Below are 21121 nucleotides of genomic sequence, written 5' to 3' on the forward strand. Positions count from 1 at the left end.
GCCCGATTTCTCTATGCGCGATGGACTCGGCGCTCATTTCAATCGGATAGCGAAATATGCCCAAACTGTGAATAGCGCCGCGCCTTGCCCTGCGGCTATTCCATTGTTTATTAGAGGTCAGCGATTCTAAGACTTACGGGAGTACACCGTGAAATCACTCGAACTTTTGGTCGAGCGCATCATCCTTTCCAGCCGTTGGCTGCTGGTGGTCTTCTATATCGGCCTTGTACTCGCCTTGGCCGTCTATGCCGTGTCCTTCGCTTTCAAGTTCCTGAAGGTCGCGGGAAGCGTGTTCGAACTCGGCGAGGCCGAAATGATCCTCGCCATGCTCGGTCTCATCGACGCGGCACTCGTCGCAAGCCTCATCGTCATGGTGATGATCTCCGGCTACGAGAATTTCGTCAGCCGCTTCGACGAGGCGGAGAAAGAAGGCGAAGTGTCCTTCCTCGGCAAGCTCGATTCCGGGAGCCTGAAGATCAAGGTCGCCTCGTCGATCGTCGCCATTTCCTCGATCCACCTGCTGCAGGTCTTCCTCAACGTCAATCAATATGACGACGGCAAGATCATGTGGCTGACCCTCATGCATCTCGCCTTCGTCGTCTCGGCGCTCATGCTCGGTTTCCTCGAGAAGCTGATGAGTGTGACCTCGAAGAACGACCTGAAGGATAAAGGGTAAAGCGGCAAGAGCCGGAAGCACTGGTGCGCAGCAGAAGGGCGTGTTGTTCCAGCCTCTCTTTTTCGAATCTCAACATCAATTTACCGATGCTGGAACGATCGCCGCCTCGGATTTCCTGGGGCATCGGACACTTTCCTTCGCATTCGGTCCGCAGAAATGAGAGCCAGGCTCTTCATCCTCAGGGATCGCACCATCGATAATATCGAGCGCGATCGCCTGCGGATAAAGGATATCCCCTCTCCCATCGGGCGGCGTGATCATCATTGTGTCAAATGCATCAGGGCTAACGCCCATTTCCTTGAAATAGCTCTAAAATTCTTCACGATCAGTGTCTGTAAGCTTGTTCATCGGCCGGCTGAGGCCAAGCGCCGAATTTCCCACAAGCCGCAACTCTCCGCCCATGAAAGCAACCGTGCAGCTCGAAAAACAGTACGCACCACCGGCAAAGACCTCCCCTTCGGTCGGCCCGTCTTTTGCCATGCTTGCCGTGCAGCGCGGATCCGTCATCGGACAATTCGGCAATCTCGTCCTGCCAATTGAGGTATCAAGACCCGCAGCACGGATCATGCGCCCCATCGCAAAAGCGGCATCCCTGTCGCCGCCATAGGACTGAAAGACGACGGGCAGCTTTTTTCCTCCGAGCGTCTTCAAGATCGCGTCCAACTGGGCCGGGGTATCCGGCATAATATAGCCATCCGCAGAAATCCACTGCGTACACTCGTCCCGGCAATGACCATGGTACATGACGAGAAAGTCCATAGGATGGGTTTTAATCTGACCGCCGGCTGCATAAACCGTCGCACTCTTCACCGGGGCCTCCGCCAAAGGTGCCGCCGCTACAGCCACGTCGGCCACAGGATGGCGATAGCAGACTGCGCTCGGCGCGGCGTCATTAGGACAGAGCGGCATACCGGGCCACTCACTAAATGTCAGCACATCAGTAAGAAGACCCATTCGAACTGCTTCTTCGGGCGCGATGACAGCAATGCTTGCGGGCGTGGTCGTCATCATCAAATCGACCAGCTCGCTGCTGACGCCCATTTCTTTCAAATAACCCGTAAGGGCAGCAGTGGCCTTCTTGCCCAACTTGGTGGAGCTGCGCTGCCCGGCTGCTTTTCGTCCAACCTCCTTGCGGGAAACCTCCGTCTTCTTGCCGTTCACGATCTTGTATTCGATCCGGTAAGAGATACGAAGCTTCTGATAGATGGTCGTGATCTGGTGGACGCCGATATAGGCCCATTGCGACGAGACACGCGACGTGCCGCCGGCCAGCACTAGTGGGCAGGCAGAATAGCAGAAAGCACCGTCCGAATAGGTATCCCCGACTGCAGTGCCATCCTTCGTGATTGCCGCGGCGCAGCGCCTATCGTCATCGGGGCAATCCTTGAGCTGCGTGCCCCCGACTGCCGTTTCAAGACCGGCCTTGCGGATCATCCGGCCCATCGCATAGGCGGCATCGACTTCGCCACCTTCCGAGCGGAGGACGACAGGCACTTTCCGGTCACCGATCTTTTTGAGAAATTTCCTCAAACGCGCGGGCGTATCGGGCGTTATACGCCCCTCCGCCGATATCCATTCAGGACAGTCTTCCAGACAGGAGAGACTGCGCACAAGAATGAAATCCATCGAAGGATGTCCCGCCTGTTTCTGCTTGGCAACCTCGGAGGCAGAAGCTCCGATCGGCAAGTTCAAAAGAAACAAAATAAGTAATGATCGGAAGGATAGGCACTTCACCAGAAAAGAAATTGCAAAGCGCACGATTAGATTGCCTCAGTTACATCCGATCATACGCTTAGCAATTGGTTTGAACGGCAGCAAGCGGGGTTCCCAAAGACTTGCTGCCGCTTCATTACTTTATTCGCCCATCGCAATCAGGCTGGCATTGCCGCCAGCCGCGGCGGTGTTTACGGAGATCACCTGTTCCAGCGCAAAACGCTGCAGATAGGCCGGGCCGCCAGCCTTGAAGCCGGTGCCCGAGAGCCCCGAGCCGCCGAAAGGTTGAGTGCCGACGACGGCGCCGATCATGTTGCGGTTGACATAGACATTGCCGGTATCGAGCGCGTCGGTGACGGTGCGGATCGTGGATTCGATGCGGCTATGAACGCCGAGCGTCAGGCCGTAGCCAGAAGCCTGGATATCTTGCAGCACTTTCGGCAGTTCCTTTGCCTTCCATTTGACGATGTGCAGCACAGGCCCGAAGACTTCCTTGGTCAGCGCCGCTGGATTGTCGAGCTCGATGATATGCGGCGCAAAGAAGCTGCCTCCATCAGGTGCCCTGCCGGCATACCGTACCTTCTGTGTCTTCTGCATGTCGGTGATATGGGCTTCCAGCATCGCCTTCTGCTTCTCATCGATGATCGGGCCGACATCGGTGGTTTCCAGCGCCGGATCGCCAAGCTGCAGTTCGCGCGCAGCGCCCTCGATCATATGCGTCATATGTTCGGCGATGTCTTCCTGCAGGAAAAGCAGGCGGAGCGCGGAGCAGCGTTGACCGGCCGAACGGAAGGCCGAGAGGACCACATCATCGGCCACCTGCTCGCCGAGCGCCGTCGCATCGACCACCATGGCGTTGAGGCCACCGGTTTCGGCGATCAGCGGCACGATCGGCCCATCCTTGGCGGCGAGCGCACGGTTGATCGCCCAGGCTGTCTTGGTCGACCCGGTGAAAGCCACACCGGCAAGGGCTGCATGTGCCGTGATAGCGGCACCGACATCCGGACCGCCGGGAACGAAAAGCAATGCATCTTCCGGCACGCCGGCTTTGTGGAACAGCTTGACCGCCTCATAGGCAATGAGAGGGGTCTGCGGTGCCGGCTTTGCGAGCACCGCATTGCCGGACACGAGAGCGGCCGAAACCTGCCCGAGGAAGATCGCCAGCGGGAAATTCCAGGGCGAGATGCAGGCAAAGACACCACGGCCGCGCCAGAGGTAACGATTGTCCTCACCTGTCGGCCCCGGCATCTTCGTGACAGTGCCAAACAGCCGGCGTGCCTCATCGGCATAGTAGCGGCAGAAATCCACGGCTTCGCGCACTTCAGCGACGCCATCATCCAGTGTCTTGCCGGCCTCTGCAGCGAGAAGCACTAGCAGCCGGTCACGGTTTTCCTCCATGAGGTCGGCCATGCGCTCCAACGCCGATGCGCGTTCCTCGACGGAGCGGCGCGACCATGTCTTGAAGCCCTTGGCGGCGATCGCAAAAGCCTTGTCGATATCGGCTACGGTGGCATTGCGCACCGAACCGACGGTCTTCGAATGATTGGATGGCGAGACGACAGGAACGTCGGCACCGCTGGCCGCAACGCCGGGGATCAGCGGCGTCGCTGAAATGGCGGAAATACCCTTGCCGATATTGCCCATCAGCCTCTCCAGCGTCGCACGATGGCCGAATTCCAGCCCGGCGCTGTTCTTACGCTTGCCGTAGAGCTGCGGCGGCAGAGGTATCTTGCTGTTACGCGCGCTGGCGCCGACATCGAATTCCAACTTGTCCGCGGGACGCTCCAGCAGCGCCTTGATCGGAACGTTCTTGTCACCCGCCATGGCGACGAAAGAAGAGTTGGCACCATTTTCCAGAAGACGGCGAACGAGATAGGCAAGCAGGTCACGATAACCGCCGACCGGCGCGTAGATGCGGCAGGCGATCCGATCGTTGGTATCCAGCAGATGATTGTAGAGGCTCTCGCCCATGCCATGCAGGCGCTGAAACTCGAAGCCGGAGCGGTCATTGCCGGCAAGCTCCAGAATAGTTGAAACCGTCAACGCATTGTGAGTGGCAAACTGAGGGAAGATACGCGCCCGCTTGGCAAGCATATGCTGCGCGCAGGCGAGATAGGAAAGGTCCGTCGCCTGCTTGCGTGTCCAGACCGGATAATCATCGAGCCCGCGTTCCTGCGCCCGCTTGACCTCCGTATCCCAATAGGCGCCCTTGACGAGTCGCACCATCATACGACGGCCAAGCTTTGCGCAGAGTTCGTCAATGTAGTCGATTACGGCAACGGCGCGCTTCTGATAGGCCTGGATCGCGAGACCGAAACCATCCCAGCCGGCAAGCGACGGATCGGAAAAGACGGCGGCGATCACATCAAGCGAAAGCTCCAGCCGGTCAGCCTCTTCGGCATCGATGGTGAAATTAAGCTGATGGGCTTTCGCCATCTGCGCGAGCTTCAGGAGACCAGGCACCAGCTCCTTCATCACCCGGTCGCGATGCGTGGCGAGGTAACGCGGATGCAGCGCCGAAAGCTTGACGGAAATGCCCATCCGGTCGGGCAGATCCTTGCCCTTGCCATTCTTCGCCATCCAGCTGCCGATCGCCTCGATCGCCATGGCATAGGATTGCCAATAACGCTTGGCATCCTCAGCCGTGCGGGCGCCCTCGCCCAGCATGTCGAAAGAATGGCGATAACCCTTCTCCTCGCTCTTGGCCGCACGGTTCAGCGCATCCTTGATCGTCTCACCGAGCACGAAATGATGGCCGAGAAAGCGCATGGCTTGCTTGGTGGCATTGCGCACGGTCGGCAGGCCCATGCGCTTGACGAGGCCTCGCACCACGCCTTCGGGCGTTTCGCCGGGACGGATGATGCGGGCGGAAAGGCCGAGCGCCCAGGCCGATGCCGAGACGAACCAGCTATCGGCCTTGCCCTCATGTTCGCTCCAGCCGCCTTCCTTCAGCTTGTCCTCGATCAGCTTATCCTGCGTCAGCGCGTCGGGCACGCGCAGCAGCGCTTCGGCAAGTACCATCAGCGCCAGGCCTTCCTTGGTGGAAAGCCCATACTCCCTGAGGAAGTCCTCCACGCCGCCGATCGATCCGGAATTGCTGCGGATCGCCTCGATCATCCCGCCGGCGCGCTTGTCAATCGCCGCATCCTGGGAGGCCGAAAAACGTAGGTCTTCGGCAAAACCCTGCAGCAGGCGGTCATCGTCACCGGCGAATGGAGCGTTGAACGGTGCAAAAGGCGTGAAAATCTGGGTCGGCATGAACTGTTCTCCGTGATTTCGGCAACATAGCTGTTCATTCGTGGTGTTTTTCACTAAACTGAGCCCTGCGAACATGATCTTCGCCTACCGACTCCCTGAAAGGCCGCGAAAAATGAAAGAGCTCGATCGTCTCGACCGCAAGATTCTCCGTGCGTTGCAGAAGGAGGGACGGCTCTCCAACATAGAGCTCGCCGAACGCGTCAACCTGTCTCCCACGGCGACCGCAGAGCGCGTCAAGCGGCTCACCCGAGACGGTTACATCACCGGCTACATGGCAATCCTTTCGCCGGAAAAGCTCGGCCGCAGTCTCCTCGTCTTCGTTCAGGTGAAGCTCGATCGTACCACACCTGACGTTTTCGACGCCTTTGCCGCGGCAGTAAAACGCAGCGACGACGTCATGGAATGCCACATGGTCGCAGGCGGCTTCGACTATCTTGTGAAGGCGCGCATGGCGGGGATGGAAGCTTATCGCCAGTTCCTCTCCGAGGTGATTCTTTCCCTCCCCGGCGTACGCGAAACACACACCTATGCGGTCATGGAGGAGGTAAAAGGCACTGCCCTTCTACCCGTATAGATCAAAAAACAACTTAAACGCGTTTTTCATCTGGTTAATTTTTCACAAAATGAATTAATCAGCGCGAGCTAAGTCAATTAGAGCTAGCGTGCAATCGGATTTATGTATTTCATATTCGTAACATGGGGACTTGCGGGGGCATATAATGTCTTACATGACTACCTCTGAAAGGCAGTCATTGTTGTCGAGCGAATTGGCAGGGGCACGTACGCGCGGCCTCTTCGTACAAACGCTCGCAAGGGTGGCCGCCGCATTCGGTTTTGAACATGCCACTCTGCTGAACGCGCCGACAATAGAAGATTTGCTGCTCAAGCCGCTGATCATCGAGAGTTCGCTTCCGGCTTCATACATCAGAGATTTCGACCGCGGGCATATGCTGCGTGTCTCACCCTTTGCCGCACGAATGAGGGAATCGGTAGTACCTCAGGTTTGGCATCTCAGCGACCCTGGTGACGCCCAGTCTTTCCCCGCCGGCGTCAGGAACTTGATGCTGCAGCACGGCATGACTGCCGGCTTTGCCATGCCGATCAACTCCGCCGATGGACAGCGCCTCGCCTTCTTGTTCGTCGGCGAACGCACGTCCCTCGGCCAGGCCGAAATCAATGAGCTTGCGATGGTCGTTCTTCACGCCCTCGACACCTACAACAGCGTAAAGCGCAATGAGGTGAGCGCCCATAGCGCGCTCTCGGCTCGTGAACTCGAGGTCGTGCGGTGGACGGCGCAGGGCAAGACCTCGATCGAGATCGGCCAGATCCTGGCGCTGTCGGATCATACGGTAAATGCCTATATGACCAACGCAATTAAAAAACTCGATTGCGTCAACCGCACCCAGTTGGTAGCAAAAGCCATCCGATTGAAGCTGATCAACTGAGGAATCAGAAGAGAATCAGCGCGTCATCCCGAATTAGGGGGAAACCGTGCCTCTTCGTTTCGAACAGCCAGCCGTCGAACATCGGCTGCAATCCCGCGCCCACATCGGCGTTACCGATGCCGAAGCGGTGACCATGTTCGCCGCCTACCGCCTCTTCGGCTTCTGGCGGATGGATCTTGAGACCGGACATTTCTTCGCCAGCGAAGACGTACACCAGATCTTCGATCTTCCCTACAGTGACGGTCCGGTCAACCTGACCGAACTCATGTCCCGCATCCACGAGGAAGACCGGTTGCTGATCGCCGAGACCTTCGAGCAGGCGAGCCTCTACCGGGTCGGCTTCCATTATGTCTATCGCGTCGACAACAGACACGGCGGCTACAAGATGGTGCGCTCGGTCGGGCAGTTCCGCGACGACGCCAGCGGCGGCGGCATCGTCGGCATCACATATGAGTTTGTCGAAAAGCTGCGTATCCTCGGCTTCGAGGACGGCGGCACTCCGGTTTAACGGGAAGCTTGGTTTCGAAGAGTTAGAGCGTCTTTTGTGCGCCCGAATGGCCGTGCGGCGCTCTAACGGTCCAGCACTGAGCGGATTTCAACGAGGTTCGATCGAACCCTCAATATATAGAAACCCATCGTGGCGAGGTGGCTCGGCATGATCCAGCCGTCCTCTCGTCCGTTGGAAATGATTGCCGGCTGAATGCGAAGTGCCGCCTGAAATTGCCGTGTCGTGCCGGCCCAGATCGCCCCGAGGTTTCGCTCCGACACAACCTGAGAGAAATCCGCCTGCGCCGCCGAGAGAATCGCGTAATAGGCGTAGAGCTGGCCATAGGCGAACCAGAACCGATCGTCGGCACGCGTGTCGAACCAGCCGCGATTGTGGTTTTCCGAGCGCTCGGCCAGCATGTCGGAGGTACTGCCGAGATCGTTGGCGATGCGGTCGATGAACTGCATCAGGTTGTCGGCACGGCCGTCGAAGACCGCATTGCAGCCGGCGAGATCGGTATTGAACTTGCGCAGGCTGTTGATCGCCGCACGATAATAGGCCGGCGTTGGCGTCTTTGGTCCAAAAGGACTGAGGCCGAAATACCAGCTAGATTCATCAAATTGCAGGTTGCCGCGCGCACTTTGCAGATCGTTGTTGACGCCTGATGTGCCGCGCACGCGCCCCAGCGTATCGACAAGCTCCGCCGATGTCCGGCGAACCGCTTGGTTGATGCCGCGCTGGAAGGAGGCCTTGTTGTCGAAGAAGGGTGTATGGTCCCAATCGATGCCGAAGAAGCCCATCTTGTAGAGCACCATCGACGATATCCAGGCGTTCTGGTTGACGTTGAAATCCGTCAGATCGGCCGCGACATCGACGATCGCCGAACGCTGGCAGGTCTTGGCGGCAGTCCCGTCCGCCGCTCGAATTTCCTGCCCTACTGGTACCTTGCGATCGGAAAGGCGGTACTGATCGACGAAATTGGTATTGAAATTCGACCAGACCTGCGTCTGCCAGACGAAATAACCGTAGAGGACGACGAGAAGTGTGAGAAACGCGATGATCGGCAGCCGGATCATCCAGGTCCGCCGTGCATACCATCCGTGCGCGGCCATGAATGGCCAGAAGGCCCAGGCCGCGAAAAGGCGAACCCAGCGGCTGATCGTCTTGCCGATCAGTCTGAAAAAACCGGTAATCCGGTCGAGCATCGTCGTCTCCTGTCAGGCGGCGAAAACAGGGATATCCTCTCCATCCACATATGCGCTTGATCAGCCAAGTACAACAACAGACAAGGATATTTCCGCCAAACGGTACGCGAACCAGACGTGACAGATCGGATGCGCCTTCCCTCACCACCCTGTCAGGAGCGCAGCGAACGGAAGAATCCGAGCCCGAACGTGGGAGATTTTCGCACCACATCGATCAGTGGCGCGTCCGAGCGCTCCTCGGCATAGATGGGAAATTTCCGCGCAAATTCCTGGTCTGCGCGGCTCTTTCGCTGGACCAGATCCTGAGGCACCAGCATGCCCTTTTCGAAAAGCGCGATTGATGCGGCGATATCAGGGAAAAGCTCCGGTTTGATCCTCACCCTCATGCCCGGACGGTCGGTATCGACTTGCGCCTGATAGATGATGAGGCGCTCCTCGGTATCGACCGAAAGCTTGCGGATGAGCACGTTGCAGCTGGCGATACCGCCGTTCAGCCTGTCGACGAAAGCCTGGAACATGTTGATGAAGCGTTCGCGCCGCTGGCTCTCGTCGCGCATCGCATGTTCTTCGACGGAAATGCGCTCGGCCTCCGCTTTTAGCGCCAGGCGCTCCGCCTCCATCTGCTCCCAGTGCGCCTTGTTGCCATAGACGCCAATGCGCCCCTGCGTGTTCAATGCCTTGGCGTTGAGCTCCTTCATCCGCATCCGTGCAATATCGATCTCGTCGACGAGCCGTCGCCGGTGCTCCACGATATCGACGAGACCAAGTTCGGCGCTCTTGTGACGCGCGGCAAAGGATCGCCTCTGGCCATCGAGCAGCGCCGCCAGAAGATCGGATTTCGTCAGAAGATCGAGCAGTTGCTCCACAACCGGCGCCTCCCGCACCCGCGCGCTATGCATGCGCCACATGCGCTGTCGGGAAAACCATCCGGCCATCTTTTCGCGCCGGGTCAGCCCGCGAAAACTGTCGAGATCGGCCGAAACCTTGGCCGTCAGCCGGTCGAGGGAAAAAACGAGCTCGGCAAGCAGCACATCGAGCGTGGTACTGTCATGCAAGAATGCCTGAAAACGCGCATTCTGCTCCAGGAAAATCTCGTCGGATGAGCGCGACCCATCGCCATCGAAACCTGTGATGCAGGCAGCACAATAATCAGCCTCGCCAGCCATCGCCTCGGCTAGCTCACGGGCGGCATCGTACTGGTTATCGAAAGGCGGGCTTTTGCGCACCGAGTACTCCCAAGGAATCTCCGTCTTCCAGACTATTCACTTGTTGCTTTAAAGAAAACAGGCGTATTCAGACCGGCTCGGCAACCCATTCGCCGTTCATTGCATCATCCCAATGGCGGCGACACAGCGAAACATATTTCTCGTTCCCGCCGACATCGATCTGCGCGCCCTCATGCAACACCTTGCCTTCGGTATCGAGCCGCACGACCATGGTCGCCTTGCGCCCGCAATGGCAGATGGTGCGCACTTCCCGCATCTCGTCGGCAATCGCCAGCAGTTCCTGCGAAGCCGGGAAGAGCTTGCCCTGGAAATCCGTCCTCAGGCCGTAGACCATCACGGGAATACCAAGCCGGTCGACCACGCGGGCAAGCTGCCAGACATGATCGCGCGTCATGAAATGCGCCTCGTCGACGAAGACGCAGGAGATCGCCTGTCCTTCGCTGCTGAGTTCGCGGACCAGCGCGTAGAGATCACTGTCACCCTCGAAAGGAATGGCCTCTGCTTCGAGCCCGATACGTGAACCGATGACGCCCCGGCCCACCCGATCGTCGAAGGCAGCGATCAAGAGAACCGTGCGCATGCCGCGCTCCTGATAGTTATAGGAGGCCTGCAGCAGCATGGTGGACTTGCCGGCATTCATCGTCGAGTAGTTGAAATAGAGCTTTGCCATCGGATTCTCCTTATCTGGCTTCTTGAAAGCTGGAGAACGCAAAGAAAAGCCCCAGCAAATCGATAGTCACAGGAAATCCGGCGATGGAATCGCCAAAAGCCTTGCAATTCAGGCTTTCCCAAAATGCGGCACGTCGCAATCACATAGTCCGGAACGCCGCAAACGCGCCGAGATCGCTTGTAAAACTGGTCTATTGATGGTTGGCTTGGGAACGTAAGACTGGGAGTCTAAAATGAAAACAACAAGCGCATTCAAACTCGTCACCGCAACTGCGATCGCTGCCCTCTCCGTCGCGACGGCTGCTTTCTCCGCAGATCCTGAAAGCTGCTCCACCGTCCATCTCTCGGACATCGGCTGGACGGACGTCACGTCCACCACTGCGACCGCTTCTCTGCTTCTCAAGAAGCTCGGTTATGAGACCGATATCAAGGTTCTCTCCCTGCCGGTCACCTACACCTCGATGAAGAATAAGGACATCGACGTCTTCCTCGGCAACTGGATGCAGTCACAGAAGGCAGATATCCAGCCCTATCTCGACGACAAGTCAGTCGAGTCCTACGGTCCGAACCTCGTCGGCGCCAAGTACACGCTGGCGACCAATGCAAAGGGCGCCGAACTCGGCATCAAGGACTTCAAGGATATCGCTGCTCACAAGGACGATCTCGAGGGCAAGATCTACGGCATCGAGCCCGGCAATGACGGCAACCGCCACGTCATCGACATGATCGACAAGAACACCTTCGGAATGAAGGAGATGGAACTGGTCGAATCCTCCGAGCAGGGCATGCTGGCGCAGGTTGCCCGCGCCGAGAAAGATGGCAAGCCCATCGTCTTCCTCGGTTGGGAACCGCATCCGATGAATACCAACTTCAAGATGACCTATCTGTCGGGTGGCGACGACACCTTCGGACCGAATTTCGGCGGCGCCGAAGTTTATACCAACGTGCGTGCCGGCTATCTCAGCGAGTGCCCGAACGTCGGGACATTGATCAAGAATCTCAAGTTCTCCCTGAAAATGGAGAACGAGATCATGAACAAGATCCTGAATGACGGCGAAGATCCGGAAAAGGCAGCGGGCGAATGGCTGAAGGCCAATCCGTCCACGGTCGAACCCTGGCTTGCCGGCGTCAAGACACGCGACGGCAGCGGCGATGGCCTGGCGGCTGTCAAGTCCGGCCTCGGCCTCTGATGAAATGACCGGGGCGGATCTGCCGCCCCGTTTTCGTTTTCATCCCGATCTTCGTTCTCAAAAAGACAGGCGCGCCTCGTGAATTGGATCACTGACGCTAAAATTCCCATTGGTCCTTGGGCCAAGTCCTTTGTCGATTGGCTGACATCGAACGGCGAATGGTTCTTCAACCAACTCTCCGCGCTGTTGTCGCACGTCATCAATGCCTTGCTTTTCGTGCTGCAGACACCCAATCCGCTGATTGCCATCCTTGCCATCAGCCTCCTCGCCTGGTGGCTGCGCCGGTCGATTACAGTGGCGGTCTTCACCTGTCTTGGACTGCTGCTCATCATGAACCAGGGCTACTGGAAGGAGACGACGGAAACACTGGCGCTCGTGCTCGCTGCGACCTTCGTCAGCATGGTGATCGGCATTCCGCTCGGCATTGCGGCTGCCCGCCGCGCCTGGATCTATGCCGCCATGCGGCCCGCTCTGGACCTCATGCAGACCATTCCTACTTTCGTTTATCTCATTCCAGCGCTTATCCTTTTCGGCCTCGGCATGGTGCCGGGCCTGATCGCAACCGTCATCTTCGCCATCCCGGCCCCCATCCGCCTCACCCGCCTCGGTATCATCTCGACGCCCCCCTCCCTCGTCGAAGCCGCCGTCGCCTTCGGCGCGACGCCGATCCAGGTTCTGCGCAAGGTCGAGCTGCCCTTTGCAACGCCGCAGATCATGGCTGGCCTGACACAGACCATCATGCTCTCCCTCTCGATGGTCGTCATCGCCGCCCTCGTTGGCGCTCCCGGTCTCGGCGTACCGGTCGTGCGTGCCTTGAACACCGTCAACATCGCCAAGGGTTTTGAGGCCGGTTTCTGTATCGTCATCCTGGCAATCATTCTGGACCGCATGTTCCGCACCGCAGGCGAAGGAGACGGCGCATGACCGCGGTCAGTTTCAGAGACGTCAACATCATCTTCGGCGATCGGCCGGAAATTGGGCTCGCCATGGTCGACCAGGGTCGCTCACGCGACGAGATCGGCGCCGAGACCGGCCTCGTTCTCGGCGTCGCCAATGCCTCGCTGACCATCGAGGAAGGCGAGATCCTCGTACTGATGGGCCTCTCGGGTTCCGGCAAGTCGACGCTCCTGCGTGCTGTCAACGGGCTTGCGCCCGTTGTGCGCGGCGACGTCGCCGTTTCGACGGCAACGGGACCGGTAAACCCTTACAAATGCAATGCCAAAGCGCTGCGCGACCTGCGCACGCATACGGTCTCCATGGTGTTCCAGCAGTTCGCCCTTCTGCCCTGGCGCACCGTTGCAGAGAATGTCGGCTTCGGCCTCGAGTTATCGGGTGTGCGGGAGGCCGAGCGCAAGAGCCGGGTCGGAGAACAGCTCGAACTCGTCAACCTGACGAAATGGGCGGACCGTAAGGTCAACGAGCTCTCCGGCGGCATGCAGCAGCGCGTCGGCCTTGCCCGCGCCTTTGCCACCGGCGCTCCGATCCTGCTGATGGACGAGCCGTTCTCCGCGCTCGATCCGCTGATCCGCACGCGACTGCAGGACGAGTTGCTGGAATTCCAGCGGCGGCTGAAGAAAACCATCCTCTTCGTCAGCCACGATCTCGACGAGGCTTTCCGCATCGGCAACCGCATCGCGATCATGGAGGGCGGGCGGATCATCCAGTGCGGAACGCCGCAGGAGATCGTCAAGAACCCAGCCGATCAATATGTCGCCGATTTCGTGCAGAACATGAACCCGATCAACATGCTAATGGCTTCCGACGTGATGCAGCCGGGGCTTGGCGATGCGGCAATCGGCATGTCGGTCAGCGCCACCGCACGCCCAACGACGCCGCTTGTCGACATTCTTGACTCCCTCTCCCGCCAGCCCGGCAGTATCGGCGTGGTCGACAACGGCCAGATCATCGGCACGATCTCGGCGCAGGATGTCGTCACCGGCCTCACACGGCACCGGCGGAAGGAATAAGCACGTCGCGCAAAGGTGCGCAGCGGTTTTGCGATAACAACATGCGAATATAAAACCCTAAAGTGGGGCAGGCGAATCTTGGAGATCGCGACACGCTTTAGACTTGATCCCTTCACTCCGCTTTGCCACAACGCGAGTATGAAAGAACCGTTCTCTACGCTCCGCGAAACCGACGATGAGGCCCGCAAGTTGGCGCGCACCCTCTTGCGCTCCGCCCGCTATGCGGCCCTCGCCGTTCTCGATCCTGAAACCGGCTTTCCCTTTGCAAGCCGGGTTCTGCTCGGCACCGACATAGACGGCGTGCCCGTTATCCTCGTTTCCGCGCTCTCGACCCACACGAAAGCGCTTGCCGCCGACGCCAGGGCTTCGCTCCTGACCGGTGAGCCCGGCAAAGGCGATCCGCTCGCCTATCCCCGCCTGACGACCCAATGCCGTGCGGAACAGGTGGAGCGGGATACGCCCCTCCACGCGCGCATCCGCACCCGTTTTCTCAGCCGTCATGCCAAAGCGGCACTCTATATCGATTTCTCGGATTTCCGTTTCTTCCGCCTCATCCCGCAATCGGCCAGTCTCAATGGCGGATTCGGCCGAGCTTACGTTTTGGACGGGAGCGATCTCGTGATTCACTCCCTGGCAAATGATGACATCGCCGAAAAAGCTGAGGCTGCAGTGCAAGATTTAGTAGTGCGCCATCCGGACCTGCTGTCAGCGCTGACATCGAGGCTGAAGGCCTCTGAAGCGGGCCCCTGGCGCATCTGTGGGGTCGATTCCGCGGGTTTCGATATGATTTCAGGTGACTTATTGATGCGTTGCGAGTTCGACACACCCGCAGAGGACATAGATCACATTTGTTCAAACATATCTAAAATAGCATACCTGATACCTTAAATTTAGGTATATACAATCTTCGAGCCCAATTGCTAGTTTTCGCCGTCAGTCAAAGAACCGTCTGACGGCCTGTGCCTGTACGGATGATGTACGTTTCGCATTAGGAAGAAAAAATATGGAAACCTCTGATTTGGCCGAGCACACCAATGTGGCGGCAGCTTTATTATCGGCCATGGCCAACCCCAAGCGTTTGCTGATCCTCACCAGCCTGGTAAAGGGAGAAGTGCCTGTCGGCATCCTCGCTACCCAGGTCGGCCTGAGCCAGTCGGCCCTCTCGCAGCATCTGTCGAAATTGCGCGCTCAGAAGCTGGTCAAGACCCGTCGTGATGCACAGACGATCTACTATTCCAGCAACTCCGAGCCTGTCATGAAGATCCTCGCAACGCTCGAGGATATCTACGTGACCGAGAACCGGAGTAGGTCTGCAGCCTGATGTTAGTGCTGACATGATGTCAGTCTGAGCAACGCTCCAAGGAGATGTTTCCGCGGACGCTGCTTACGTTATTTCAGCACGTGAAGACTTAGAGGCCGGCAATTCGCAAGAATTGCCGGCTTTGTTGCTTGGACGACCATCAGGCCGTGGTCCGAGCTCTTCTCCCCCCAGGGCAACGGCAGGAACTGCGTGAAGTCGTTGTTGTAGCCGAACTGGCGCTCGGCGGCCTTGCCGTTGAGTTTGGTGACATCGAATTCCGGGCTGTCGGCAAAGAGAGCGTCACCCCAACGAATGAGAATCTGGCGCTCGTAATCATCAGCCCAGTGGTCGGCAGTGTCACGCACACGCTTCAGCTCCGTGAAAGCGAGCGTCGACTCGGCAGCTTCAGCCCTCGTTGCTTCGAGCGCCGGCGCAAAAGCGGCGGCGCCCATGGCTGCGATAAAGCTCTTCAGATCGGTACGGCGACGAACGCCTTCTTCGAGAATGGTGCCGTAGCTCGGCGCAAATGCACGTCGCGGATTGGGACGCGGCTGGTTTTCTGGCGGTCTGTCATGACTACCTCCGGTAAAAACGGTTGAATTTCAAGGAAATGAACGAACGCCCTCGGCCATTGCGGCCATCGATTTTTGTAGCAATGCCCGGCAAAGGATTGATGACGTCCGAAGTGTCCGGGAGCTGCAGACAGCTGTGCTTCTTCGGCTTGACGCCTTGCCGAGCGCTGATAATTTGACCGGGCAGTAAATATAAACAGCGCCAAGCCTAAAACGGGAATGGCCTCCCCAACGGCCAGGAGAACAGCATGTCCAACCGCCTGAATGCAACGCCAAACGACCTTCGCGCCTTTTGGATGCCCTTTACCGCGAACCGCCAGTTCAAGAAGGAACCGCGCCTCTTCGTGAGCGCGAAGGATATGTACTACCAGACCCATGACGGCCGTCAGGTTCTGGACGGTACGGCTGGCCTCTGGTGCGTGAATGCCGGACACTGCCGCCCGAAGATCACCGAGGCGATCCGCGAACAGGCCGGCGAACTCGATTATGCTCCGGCCTTCCAGCTCGGCCATCCCAAGGCTTTCGAACTCGCCAACCGCCTGGTCGACATCGCCCCCGAGGGCATGGATCACGTCCTCTACACCAATTCCGGTTCTGAATCGGTGGAAACGGCGCTCAAGGTGGCGCTCGCCTATCACCGCGTGAAGGGCAATGGCTCACGCTTCCGCCTGATCGGTCGCGAGCGTGGCTATCATGGCGTGAATTTCGGCGGCATCTCCGTTGGCGGCATCGTCACCAACCGCAAGATGTTCGGCACGCTGCTGACCGGCGTCGACCACATGCCGCACACCCATCTGCCAGGCAAGAACAACTTCACCCGCGGCGAACCCGAAATTGGCGGCGATATCGCGACCGAACTCGAGCGCATCGTCACCCTGCATGACGCTTCCACGGTCGCCGCCGTCATCGTCGAGCCGGTCGCCGGCTCCACCGGCGTCCTCATTCCGCCAAAAGGCTATCTGCAGAAGCTGCGTGAGATCTGCACCAAGCACGGTATCCTGCTGATCTTCGACGAAGTCATCACCGGCTTCGGCCGCCTCGGCGCTCCGTTCGCCGCCCAATATTACGACGTAAAGCCCGATATCATCACCACCGCCAAGGGCCTGACCAACGGCGTCATCCCGATGGGCGCCGTCTTCGTGACCTCGGAAATCCATGATGCCTTCATGAACGGCCCCGAGCATATGATCGAGTTCTTCCACGGCTATACCTATTCCGGCAACCCGATCGCTTCGGCCGCAGCACTTGCAACGCTCGACACCTACAAGGAAGAGGGCCTGCTGACGCGCGCAGCCGAACTCTCCGACTACTGGGCTGATGCCCTGCATTCGCTGAAGGATTGCCCCAATGTCATCGACATCAGAAACACAGGCCTGATCGGCGCCATCGAGCTCGACCCGATCGCCGGCGAGCCGACTAAGCGCGCCTTCACGGCCTTCCTCAAAGCTTACGAAAGCGGTCTGCTGATCCGCACAACAGGCGATATCATCGCTCTCTCGCCGCCGCTGATCATCGAGAAGAAGCATATCGACGAACTCTTCGGCAAACTGCGTACGATCCTGCAGAACAACATCTGAGTTCAATCCCAAGTGAATTCGAGGGCGAGGCTCCGGCTTCGCCCTTTCTTTTGATATCGGAGACCTCGAACGCGTTATCGGTCTCCAACCTCAGGGATTTCCTCCAGACAGGGCAAATCAACCCAATGGAGATCCCATGCCGAGACTTGCCTTTATCCTCCCCCTGCTTCTCCTGCTTGTATCAGCAGCACATGCGGGAACCGGCTTCCGCGAAACCACCCTGTCCGGCAAAAGCGTCGATCGCCCGATGCATGTCAGCATCTGGTATCCGACAGCGTCTGACGCCACACCGGTCCTTCTCGGCGAAACACCCGCCTTCATCGGCCAACCTGTAATCAAAAACGCCGAACCCGTAGCCGGCTCGCATTCGCTGGTCGTCCTTTCTCACGGTTATGGCGGCAGCTGGCGCAACCTCGCCTGGCTCGCCGCCGATCTCGTAGACGCGGGTTATGTCGTCGCCGCACCCGATCATCCCGGTACGACCACATTCGACATGCGAAAACCCGACGCCGTTGAACTGTGGAAGCGCCCCGGCGATCTCAGCCGCGTGATCGATGCGCTGCTGGACAATCCTGATCTGTCGGGCGGCGTAGCATCCGATCGGATTGCCGCCATCGGCCATTCGCTCGGCGGCTGGACGGTCGTCGAATTGGCGGGCGGCCGTTTCGATGCGGCCAAGGTGGCGAAGAATTGCCTGGCTGAATTCAGCCCGATCTATTGCAAAATATTCGAGGCGCTCGGCATCGGGCGCGATGCGGCCTCCAATGCGGCGATGGCCGCCAATCTCGGTGATGCAAGAATTCGTGCGGTCGTGACACTTGATCTCGGCCCCGGCCGCGGACTAACACCAGCAAGCCTTGCGGCAATCCATGTCCCCATCATGGTGCTAGGTGCTGCTGCGGATGTCGACGCGGATACGGCAACCAAGGCGGACATAGCCGCTACCAACATGGATTCCGGCTACGTAGCCCGCTATCTGCCGTCAGCAACCACCACCTACAGCCTTGTCCCCGGATCGCTGCATTTCAGCTTCATGCAGCCCTGCAAACCTGGCGCCGCCCAGCTTATCGAGAAGGAAGCGCCAGGCGAGAGCATCGTCTGTCGGGACGGTACGGGCGCGGACCGAGAAGTTATTCATAGGCAGGTTGCCAGCATGGTCACCGACTTCCTGGGAAAGGCACTCCCTCGACAATAGCGCAGGTCCTCATCTCCGGAGCTTCGGCGGACCAGATCCCCGCAGACTCTGTCATGAAAACAGGATTGCCTCAGGAAACGGAGGCGACCGAAAGGCAGAGGGCGAATTTTTTGACGAGCCGGCGGTCGAAATGCCCTTCATTGGCTAGCATCCAGGTCAGCGCCTCCTTCGGGCTCCACGGCGTCTTGTAGGGGCGCGCCGAAGTAACGGCGTCATAGACATCACAAATCGCGGCAAGACGTGCGTGAAGGCTGATATCACCGCGTGACAGTTTGCGTGGATAACCCTTGCCGTCGATCCGTTCGTGATGATTGAGGCAGACGTCGAGAACGATTTCCGACATGCCCTCCTGGCGCGACAGGATCGCATGCCCTTTTTCCGGATGGTCACGGATCAACTGGATCTCGTCTTCGCTCAGGCGCCCTTCCTTGTTGAGCACTTCGAGCGGAATTTCGAGCTTGCCGACGTCGTGCAATAGACCTGCCGTGCCGAGCGTCTGCACCACGTCCTCATCCAGTCCGAGGTGGCGGCTGAAAAGGACCATCAAGGCACTGACCGAAAGGGAATGCAGAAATGTCACTTCGTCCTTCGACTTCAGCCGGGTAACGCTGATGAACACGGCGGGGTAGTCATCCATCGATTTGGAAACGGAGGAAATTACCGGCTCGACCTCATCAACGGTAATCGCATCTCCACCCTGCAGCCGCCCGAAGACATTTTCCAGCACCTCGACGGATTTCTGAATGGTCTCGCGCGCTGCCCTGACGTCGATCTCGATCTTACGCGAGGTGTTCCTGACATCGAGACCCTTGGTGGTGTTGATCACGACACCTGCGTCCGCACACTCGTTAAGCTTCAGCGTATCGCTCTCGCGCCGCAGTAAGAACCGCCGGCGACATAGAAGAGGATCGTGCCAGATACCCTCGACCATCTCGATAAACATTCCGGTCCGCACCTGCCTGGCTTCAATACGCTTGAGCATCCGGATATCTGTTCCCGCTATATGCCTTTATCGACAAATCGGATATTGCACCGCAACAATATACTAGGGAATGGTAGTTATACTGGGATTCTCAGAATCAATTGTTAACTTGCTAAAACAGCAAAACACAGTTGCAGACTGAGATTGCCCCGACACGGCGCTGGGCCGGCGGGACAGCTTGGGCAGGACAGACCGAAAATTGCGGGAAATGGACTGAAAAATCAAAAAATCGGGCGCAATCTTTCCAGATTTGGCGAAAGCGAGCCCGATCTTGTTATCATCTTGCGAAATCTCACCGAAATTCCTAGAAATCTTGCCATGTGCAGAGCGAGCCAAATATGGCCGCGAGGCTCATTGATCGCGCAGCTTTTCCTCGTCCTTGGCACGTTCCCAAAGGGATCGCTGACGAAGAACGGCCCGCGCGGCAAACAACCGGTGGTCGAAGACGACCCTACCCAAGGAGACAGAACATGGCCTTGAAGACTCTGACAGCGACGCTCGTTGCCTCACTGGCATTTGCGCCGCTTGCACATGCGGATATCACCATCGGCCTCATCGCGCCGCTGACCGGCCCGGTGGCAGCCTATGGCGACCAGGTAAAGAACGGCGCGCAGACCGCCGTCGATGAAATCAACAAAAGCGGCGGCATTCTCGGTGAGAAGGTCGTGCTCGAACTCGCTGACGACGCCGGCGAACCGAAGCAGGGCGTTTCCGCCGCAAACAAGGTTGTCGGCGAAGGCATCCGCTTCGTCGTCGGCCCGGTCACGTCCGGCGTCGCCATCCCGGTGTCCGACGTTCTGGCCGAAAACGGCGTGCTGATGGTCACGCCGACTGCAACGGCGCCTGACCTTACCAAGCGTGGTCTGACCAACGTTCTGCGCACCTGCGGCCGCGACGACCAGCAGGCCGAAGTCGCCGCCAAATACGTTCTCGAACACTTCAAGGACAAGCGCGTCGCCATCATTAACGATAAGGGCGCTTACGGTAAGGGTCTCGCAGACTCCTTCAAGGCAACGCTGAATGCCGGCGGCGTTACCGAAATCATCAACGACTCCATCACGCCCGGCGACAAGGACTTCTCAGCGCTGACGACCCGCATCAAGGCCGAGAAGGTCGATCTCATCTATTTCGGCGGCTATCACCCGGAAGGCGGCCTGCTTGCCCGTCAGCTGCATGACCTTTCGGTTAACGCCCAGATCATCGGCGGCGACGGTCTCTCCAACACCGAATTCTGGACGATCGGCACGGATGCGGCAGCCGGCACCCTGTTCACCAACGCCTCCGACGCAACCAAGAGCCCGGACTCCAAGGCTGCTGCCGATGCGCTCGCCGCCAAGAAGATCCCCGCTGAAGCCTTCACGCTCAACGCCTATGCTGCGGTTGAAGTGCTGAAAGCCGGCATCGAGAAGGCCGGCAGCGCCGAGGACGCGGAAGCCGTCGCGGCTGCCCTGAAGGGCGGCGAGCAGATCCCGACCGTCATCGGCAAGCTCACCTACGGCGAGACGGGCGATCTCACCTCCCAGAGCTTCTCGCTCTACAAGTGGGAAGGCGGCAAGATCGTCGCTGCCGAGTAATAGAACGAACGAGACACCGGATCGGGCGCCATTGGCGCCCGGTTTCGTTTGCGGGCATCCAATCCGCAGACAGATGCGCTATAAC

18 protein-coding genes and 1 pseudogene are annotated in these 21121 nt (G+C 58.6%); 12 read left to right on the forward strand and 7 right to left on the reverse strand.

Annotation, left to right across the window (positions count from 1 at the left end; genetic code table 11):
* The first annotated feature begins 148 nt into the window (after window positions 1–148).
* Entirely contained in the window at window positions 149–676 is a 528-nt protein-coding gene (locus tag FHT92_RS13550; protein ID WP_183741189.1) for a TIGR00645 family protein, read from the forward strand.
* A 75-nt stretch (window positions 677–751) separates the two neighbouring features.
* Here FHT92_RS13550 and FHT92_RS13555 read toward each other — a convergent pair.
* Together FHT92_RS13555 and putA are read right to left on the reverse strand one after the other, a co-directional pair.
* A pseudogene (locus FHT92_RS13555) lies at window positions 752–2434 on the reverse strand (hypothetical protein).
* A gap of 96 nt (window positions 2435–2530) precedes the next feature.
* On the reverse strand, window positions 2531–5647 hold the full coding sequence (gene putA, locus FHT92_RS13560) for a bifunctional proline dehydrogenase/L-glutamate gamma-semialdehyde dehydrogenase PutA (RefSeq protein WP_183825824.1): 3117 nt from the start codon (window positions 5645–5647) through the stop codon (window positions 2531–2533).
* Window positions 5648–5759: 112 nt separating this feature from the next.
* Between putA and FHT92_RS13565 the strand changes: the two genes are divergently transcribed.
* The 3 genes from FHT92_RS13565 (at window position 5760) to FHT92_RS13575 (ending at window position 7600) form a co-directional block, all read left to right on the forward strand.
* Window positions 5760–6221, forward strand: coding sequence for an Lrp/AsnC ligand binding domain-containing protein (locus tag FHT92_RS13565; RefSeq protein WP_113428410.1), 462 nt, complete (start codon window positions 5760–5762; stop codon window positions 6219–6221).
* Window positions 6222–6366: 145 nt separating this feature from the next.
* Window positions 6367–7092, forward strand: coding sequence for a helix-turn-helix transcriptional regulator (locus FHT92_RS13570; protein WP_183741195.1), 726 nt, complete (start codon window positions 6367–6369; stop codon window positions 7090–7092).
* A gap of 46 nt (window positions 7093–7138) precedes the next feature.
* Window positions 7139–7600 (forward strand): PAS domain-containing protein, encoded by a 462-nt coding sequence (locus FHT92_RS13575; protein ID WP_183825827.1) that lies wholly within the window; start codon window positions 7139–7141, stop codon window positions 7598–7600.
* A gap of 62 nt (window positions 7601–7662) precedes the next feature.
* Here the strand turns inward: FHT92_RS13575 and FHT92_RS13580 are convergent, their stop codons facing one another.
* From FHT92_RS13580 to FHT92_RS13590, 3 genes are all read right to left on the reverse strand, one after another.
* On the reverse strand, window positions 7663–8784 hold the full coding sequence (locus tag FHT92_RS13580) for a DUF2333 family protein (protein WP_183825830.1): 1122 nt from the start codon (window positions 8782–8784) through the stop codon (window positions 7663–7665).
* Window positions 8785–8936: 152 nt separating this feature from the next.
* Entirely contained in the window at window positions 8937–10010 is a 1074-nt protein-coding gene (locus FHT92_RS13585) for a hypothetical protein (RefSeq protein WP_183825832.1), read from the reverse strand.
* Between the two features lie 67 nt (window positions 10011–10077).
* On the reverse strand, window positions 10078–10680 hold the full coding sequence (locus FHT92_RS13590; RefSeq protein WP_183741199.1) for a thymidine kinase: 603 nt from the start codon (window positions 10678–10680) through the stop codon (window positions 10078–10080).
* 232 nt (window positions 10681–10912) lie between these two features.
* Here FHT92_RS13590 and FHT92_RS13595 point away from each other — a divergent pair, with 232 nt between their 5' ends.
* From FHT92_RS13595 to FHT92_RS13615, 5 genes are all read left to right on the forward strand, one after another.
* Window positions 10913–11869: a choline ABC transporter substrate-binding protein gene (locus FHT92_RS13595; RefSeq protein WP_183741200.1), complete on the forward strand. Its 957-nt coding sequence runs from the start codon at window positions 10913–10915 to the stop codon at window positions 11867–11869.
* A 78-nt stretch (window positions 11870–11947) separates the two neighbouring features.
* Window positions 11948–12793: a choline ABC transporter permease subunit gene (gene choW / locus FHT92_RS13600; RefSeq protein WP_183825835.1), complete on the forward strand. Its 846-nt coding sequence runs from the start codon at window positions 11948–11950 to the stop codon at window positions 12791–12793.
* Window positions 12790–13836: a choline ABC transporter ATP-binding protein gene (choV, locus tag FHT92_RS13605; protein WP_183825838.1), complete on the forward strand. Its 1047-nt coding sequence runs from the start codon at window positions 12790–12792 to the stop codon at window positions 13834–13836. Before choW ends, choV begins: the two co-directional genes overlap by 4 nt.
* Window positions 13837–13974: 138 nt before the next feature.
* On the forward strand, window positions 13975–14724 hold the full coding sequence (locus FHT92_RS13610) for a HugZ family protein (protein ID WP_183825841.1): 750 nt from the start codon (window positions 13975–13977) through the stop codon (window positions 14722–14724).
* Window positions 14725–14839: 115 nt separating this feature from the next.
* Window positions 14840–15157, forward strand: coding sequence for an ArsR/SmtB family transcription factor (locus tag FHT92_RS13615; protein WP_183741204.1), 318 nt, complete (start codon window positions 14840–14842; stop codon window positions 15155–15157).
* 68 nt (window positions 15158–15225) lie between these two features.
* Here FHT92_RS13615 and FHT92_RS13620 read toward each other — a convergent pair whose 3' ends face one another.
* On the reverse strand, window positions 15226–15588 hold the full coding sequence (locus FHT92_RS13620) for an alkaline phosphatase PhoX (protein ID WP_246735253.1): 363 nt from the start codon (window positions 15586–15588) through the stop codon (window positions 15226–15228).
* Between the two features lie 368 nt (window positions 15589–15956).
* Here FHT92_RS13620 and FHT92_RS13625 point away from each other — a divergent pair, with 368 nt between their 5' ends.
* Window positions 15957–17285: an aspartate aminotransferase family protein gene (locus tag FHT92_RS13625; RefSeq protein WP_183741206.1), complete on the forward strand. Its 1329-nt coding sequence runs from the start codon at window positions 15957–15959 to the stop codon at window positions 17283–17285.
* Between the two features lie 136 nt (window positions 17286–17421).
* On the forward strand, window positions 17422–18480 hold the full coding sequence (locus tag FHT92_RS13630) for an alpha/beta hydrolase family protein (protein WP_183825845.1): 1059 nt from the start codon (window positions 17422–17424) through the stop codon (window positions 18478–18480).
* A 70-nt stretch (window positions 18481–18550) separates the two neighbouring features.
* Here the strand turns inward: FHT92_RS13630 and FHT92_RS13635 are convergent, their stop codons facing one another.
* Window positions 18551–19462 carry an HD-GYP domain-containing protein gene (locus FHT92_RS13635; protein ID WP_183741210.1) on the reverse strand — a complete coding sequence of 304 codons (912 nt, stop codon included), beginning with the start codon at window positions 19460–19462 and terminating at the stop codon, window positions 18551–18553.
* Between the two features lie 470 nt (window positions 19463–19932).
* Here FHT92_RS13635 and FHT92_RS13640 point away from each other — a divergent pair, with 470 nt between their 5' ends.
* Window positions 19933–21036: a branched-chain amino acid ABC transporter substrate-binding protein gene (locus FHT92_RS13640; RefSeq protein ID WP_183825848.1), complete on the forward strand. Its 1104-nt coding sequence runs from the start codon at window positions 19933–19935 to the stop codon at window positions 21034–21036.
* Window positions 21037–21121: the final 85 nt, after the last annotated feature.

The organism is Rhizobium sp. BK377 (assembly GCF_014193935.1).
Taxonomy (GTDB): domain Bacteria; phylum Pseudomonadota; class Alphaproteobacteria; order Rhizobiales; family Rhizobiaceae; genus Rhizobium.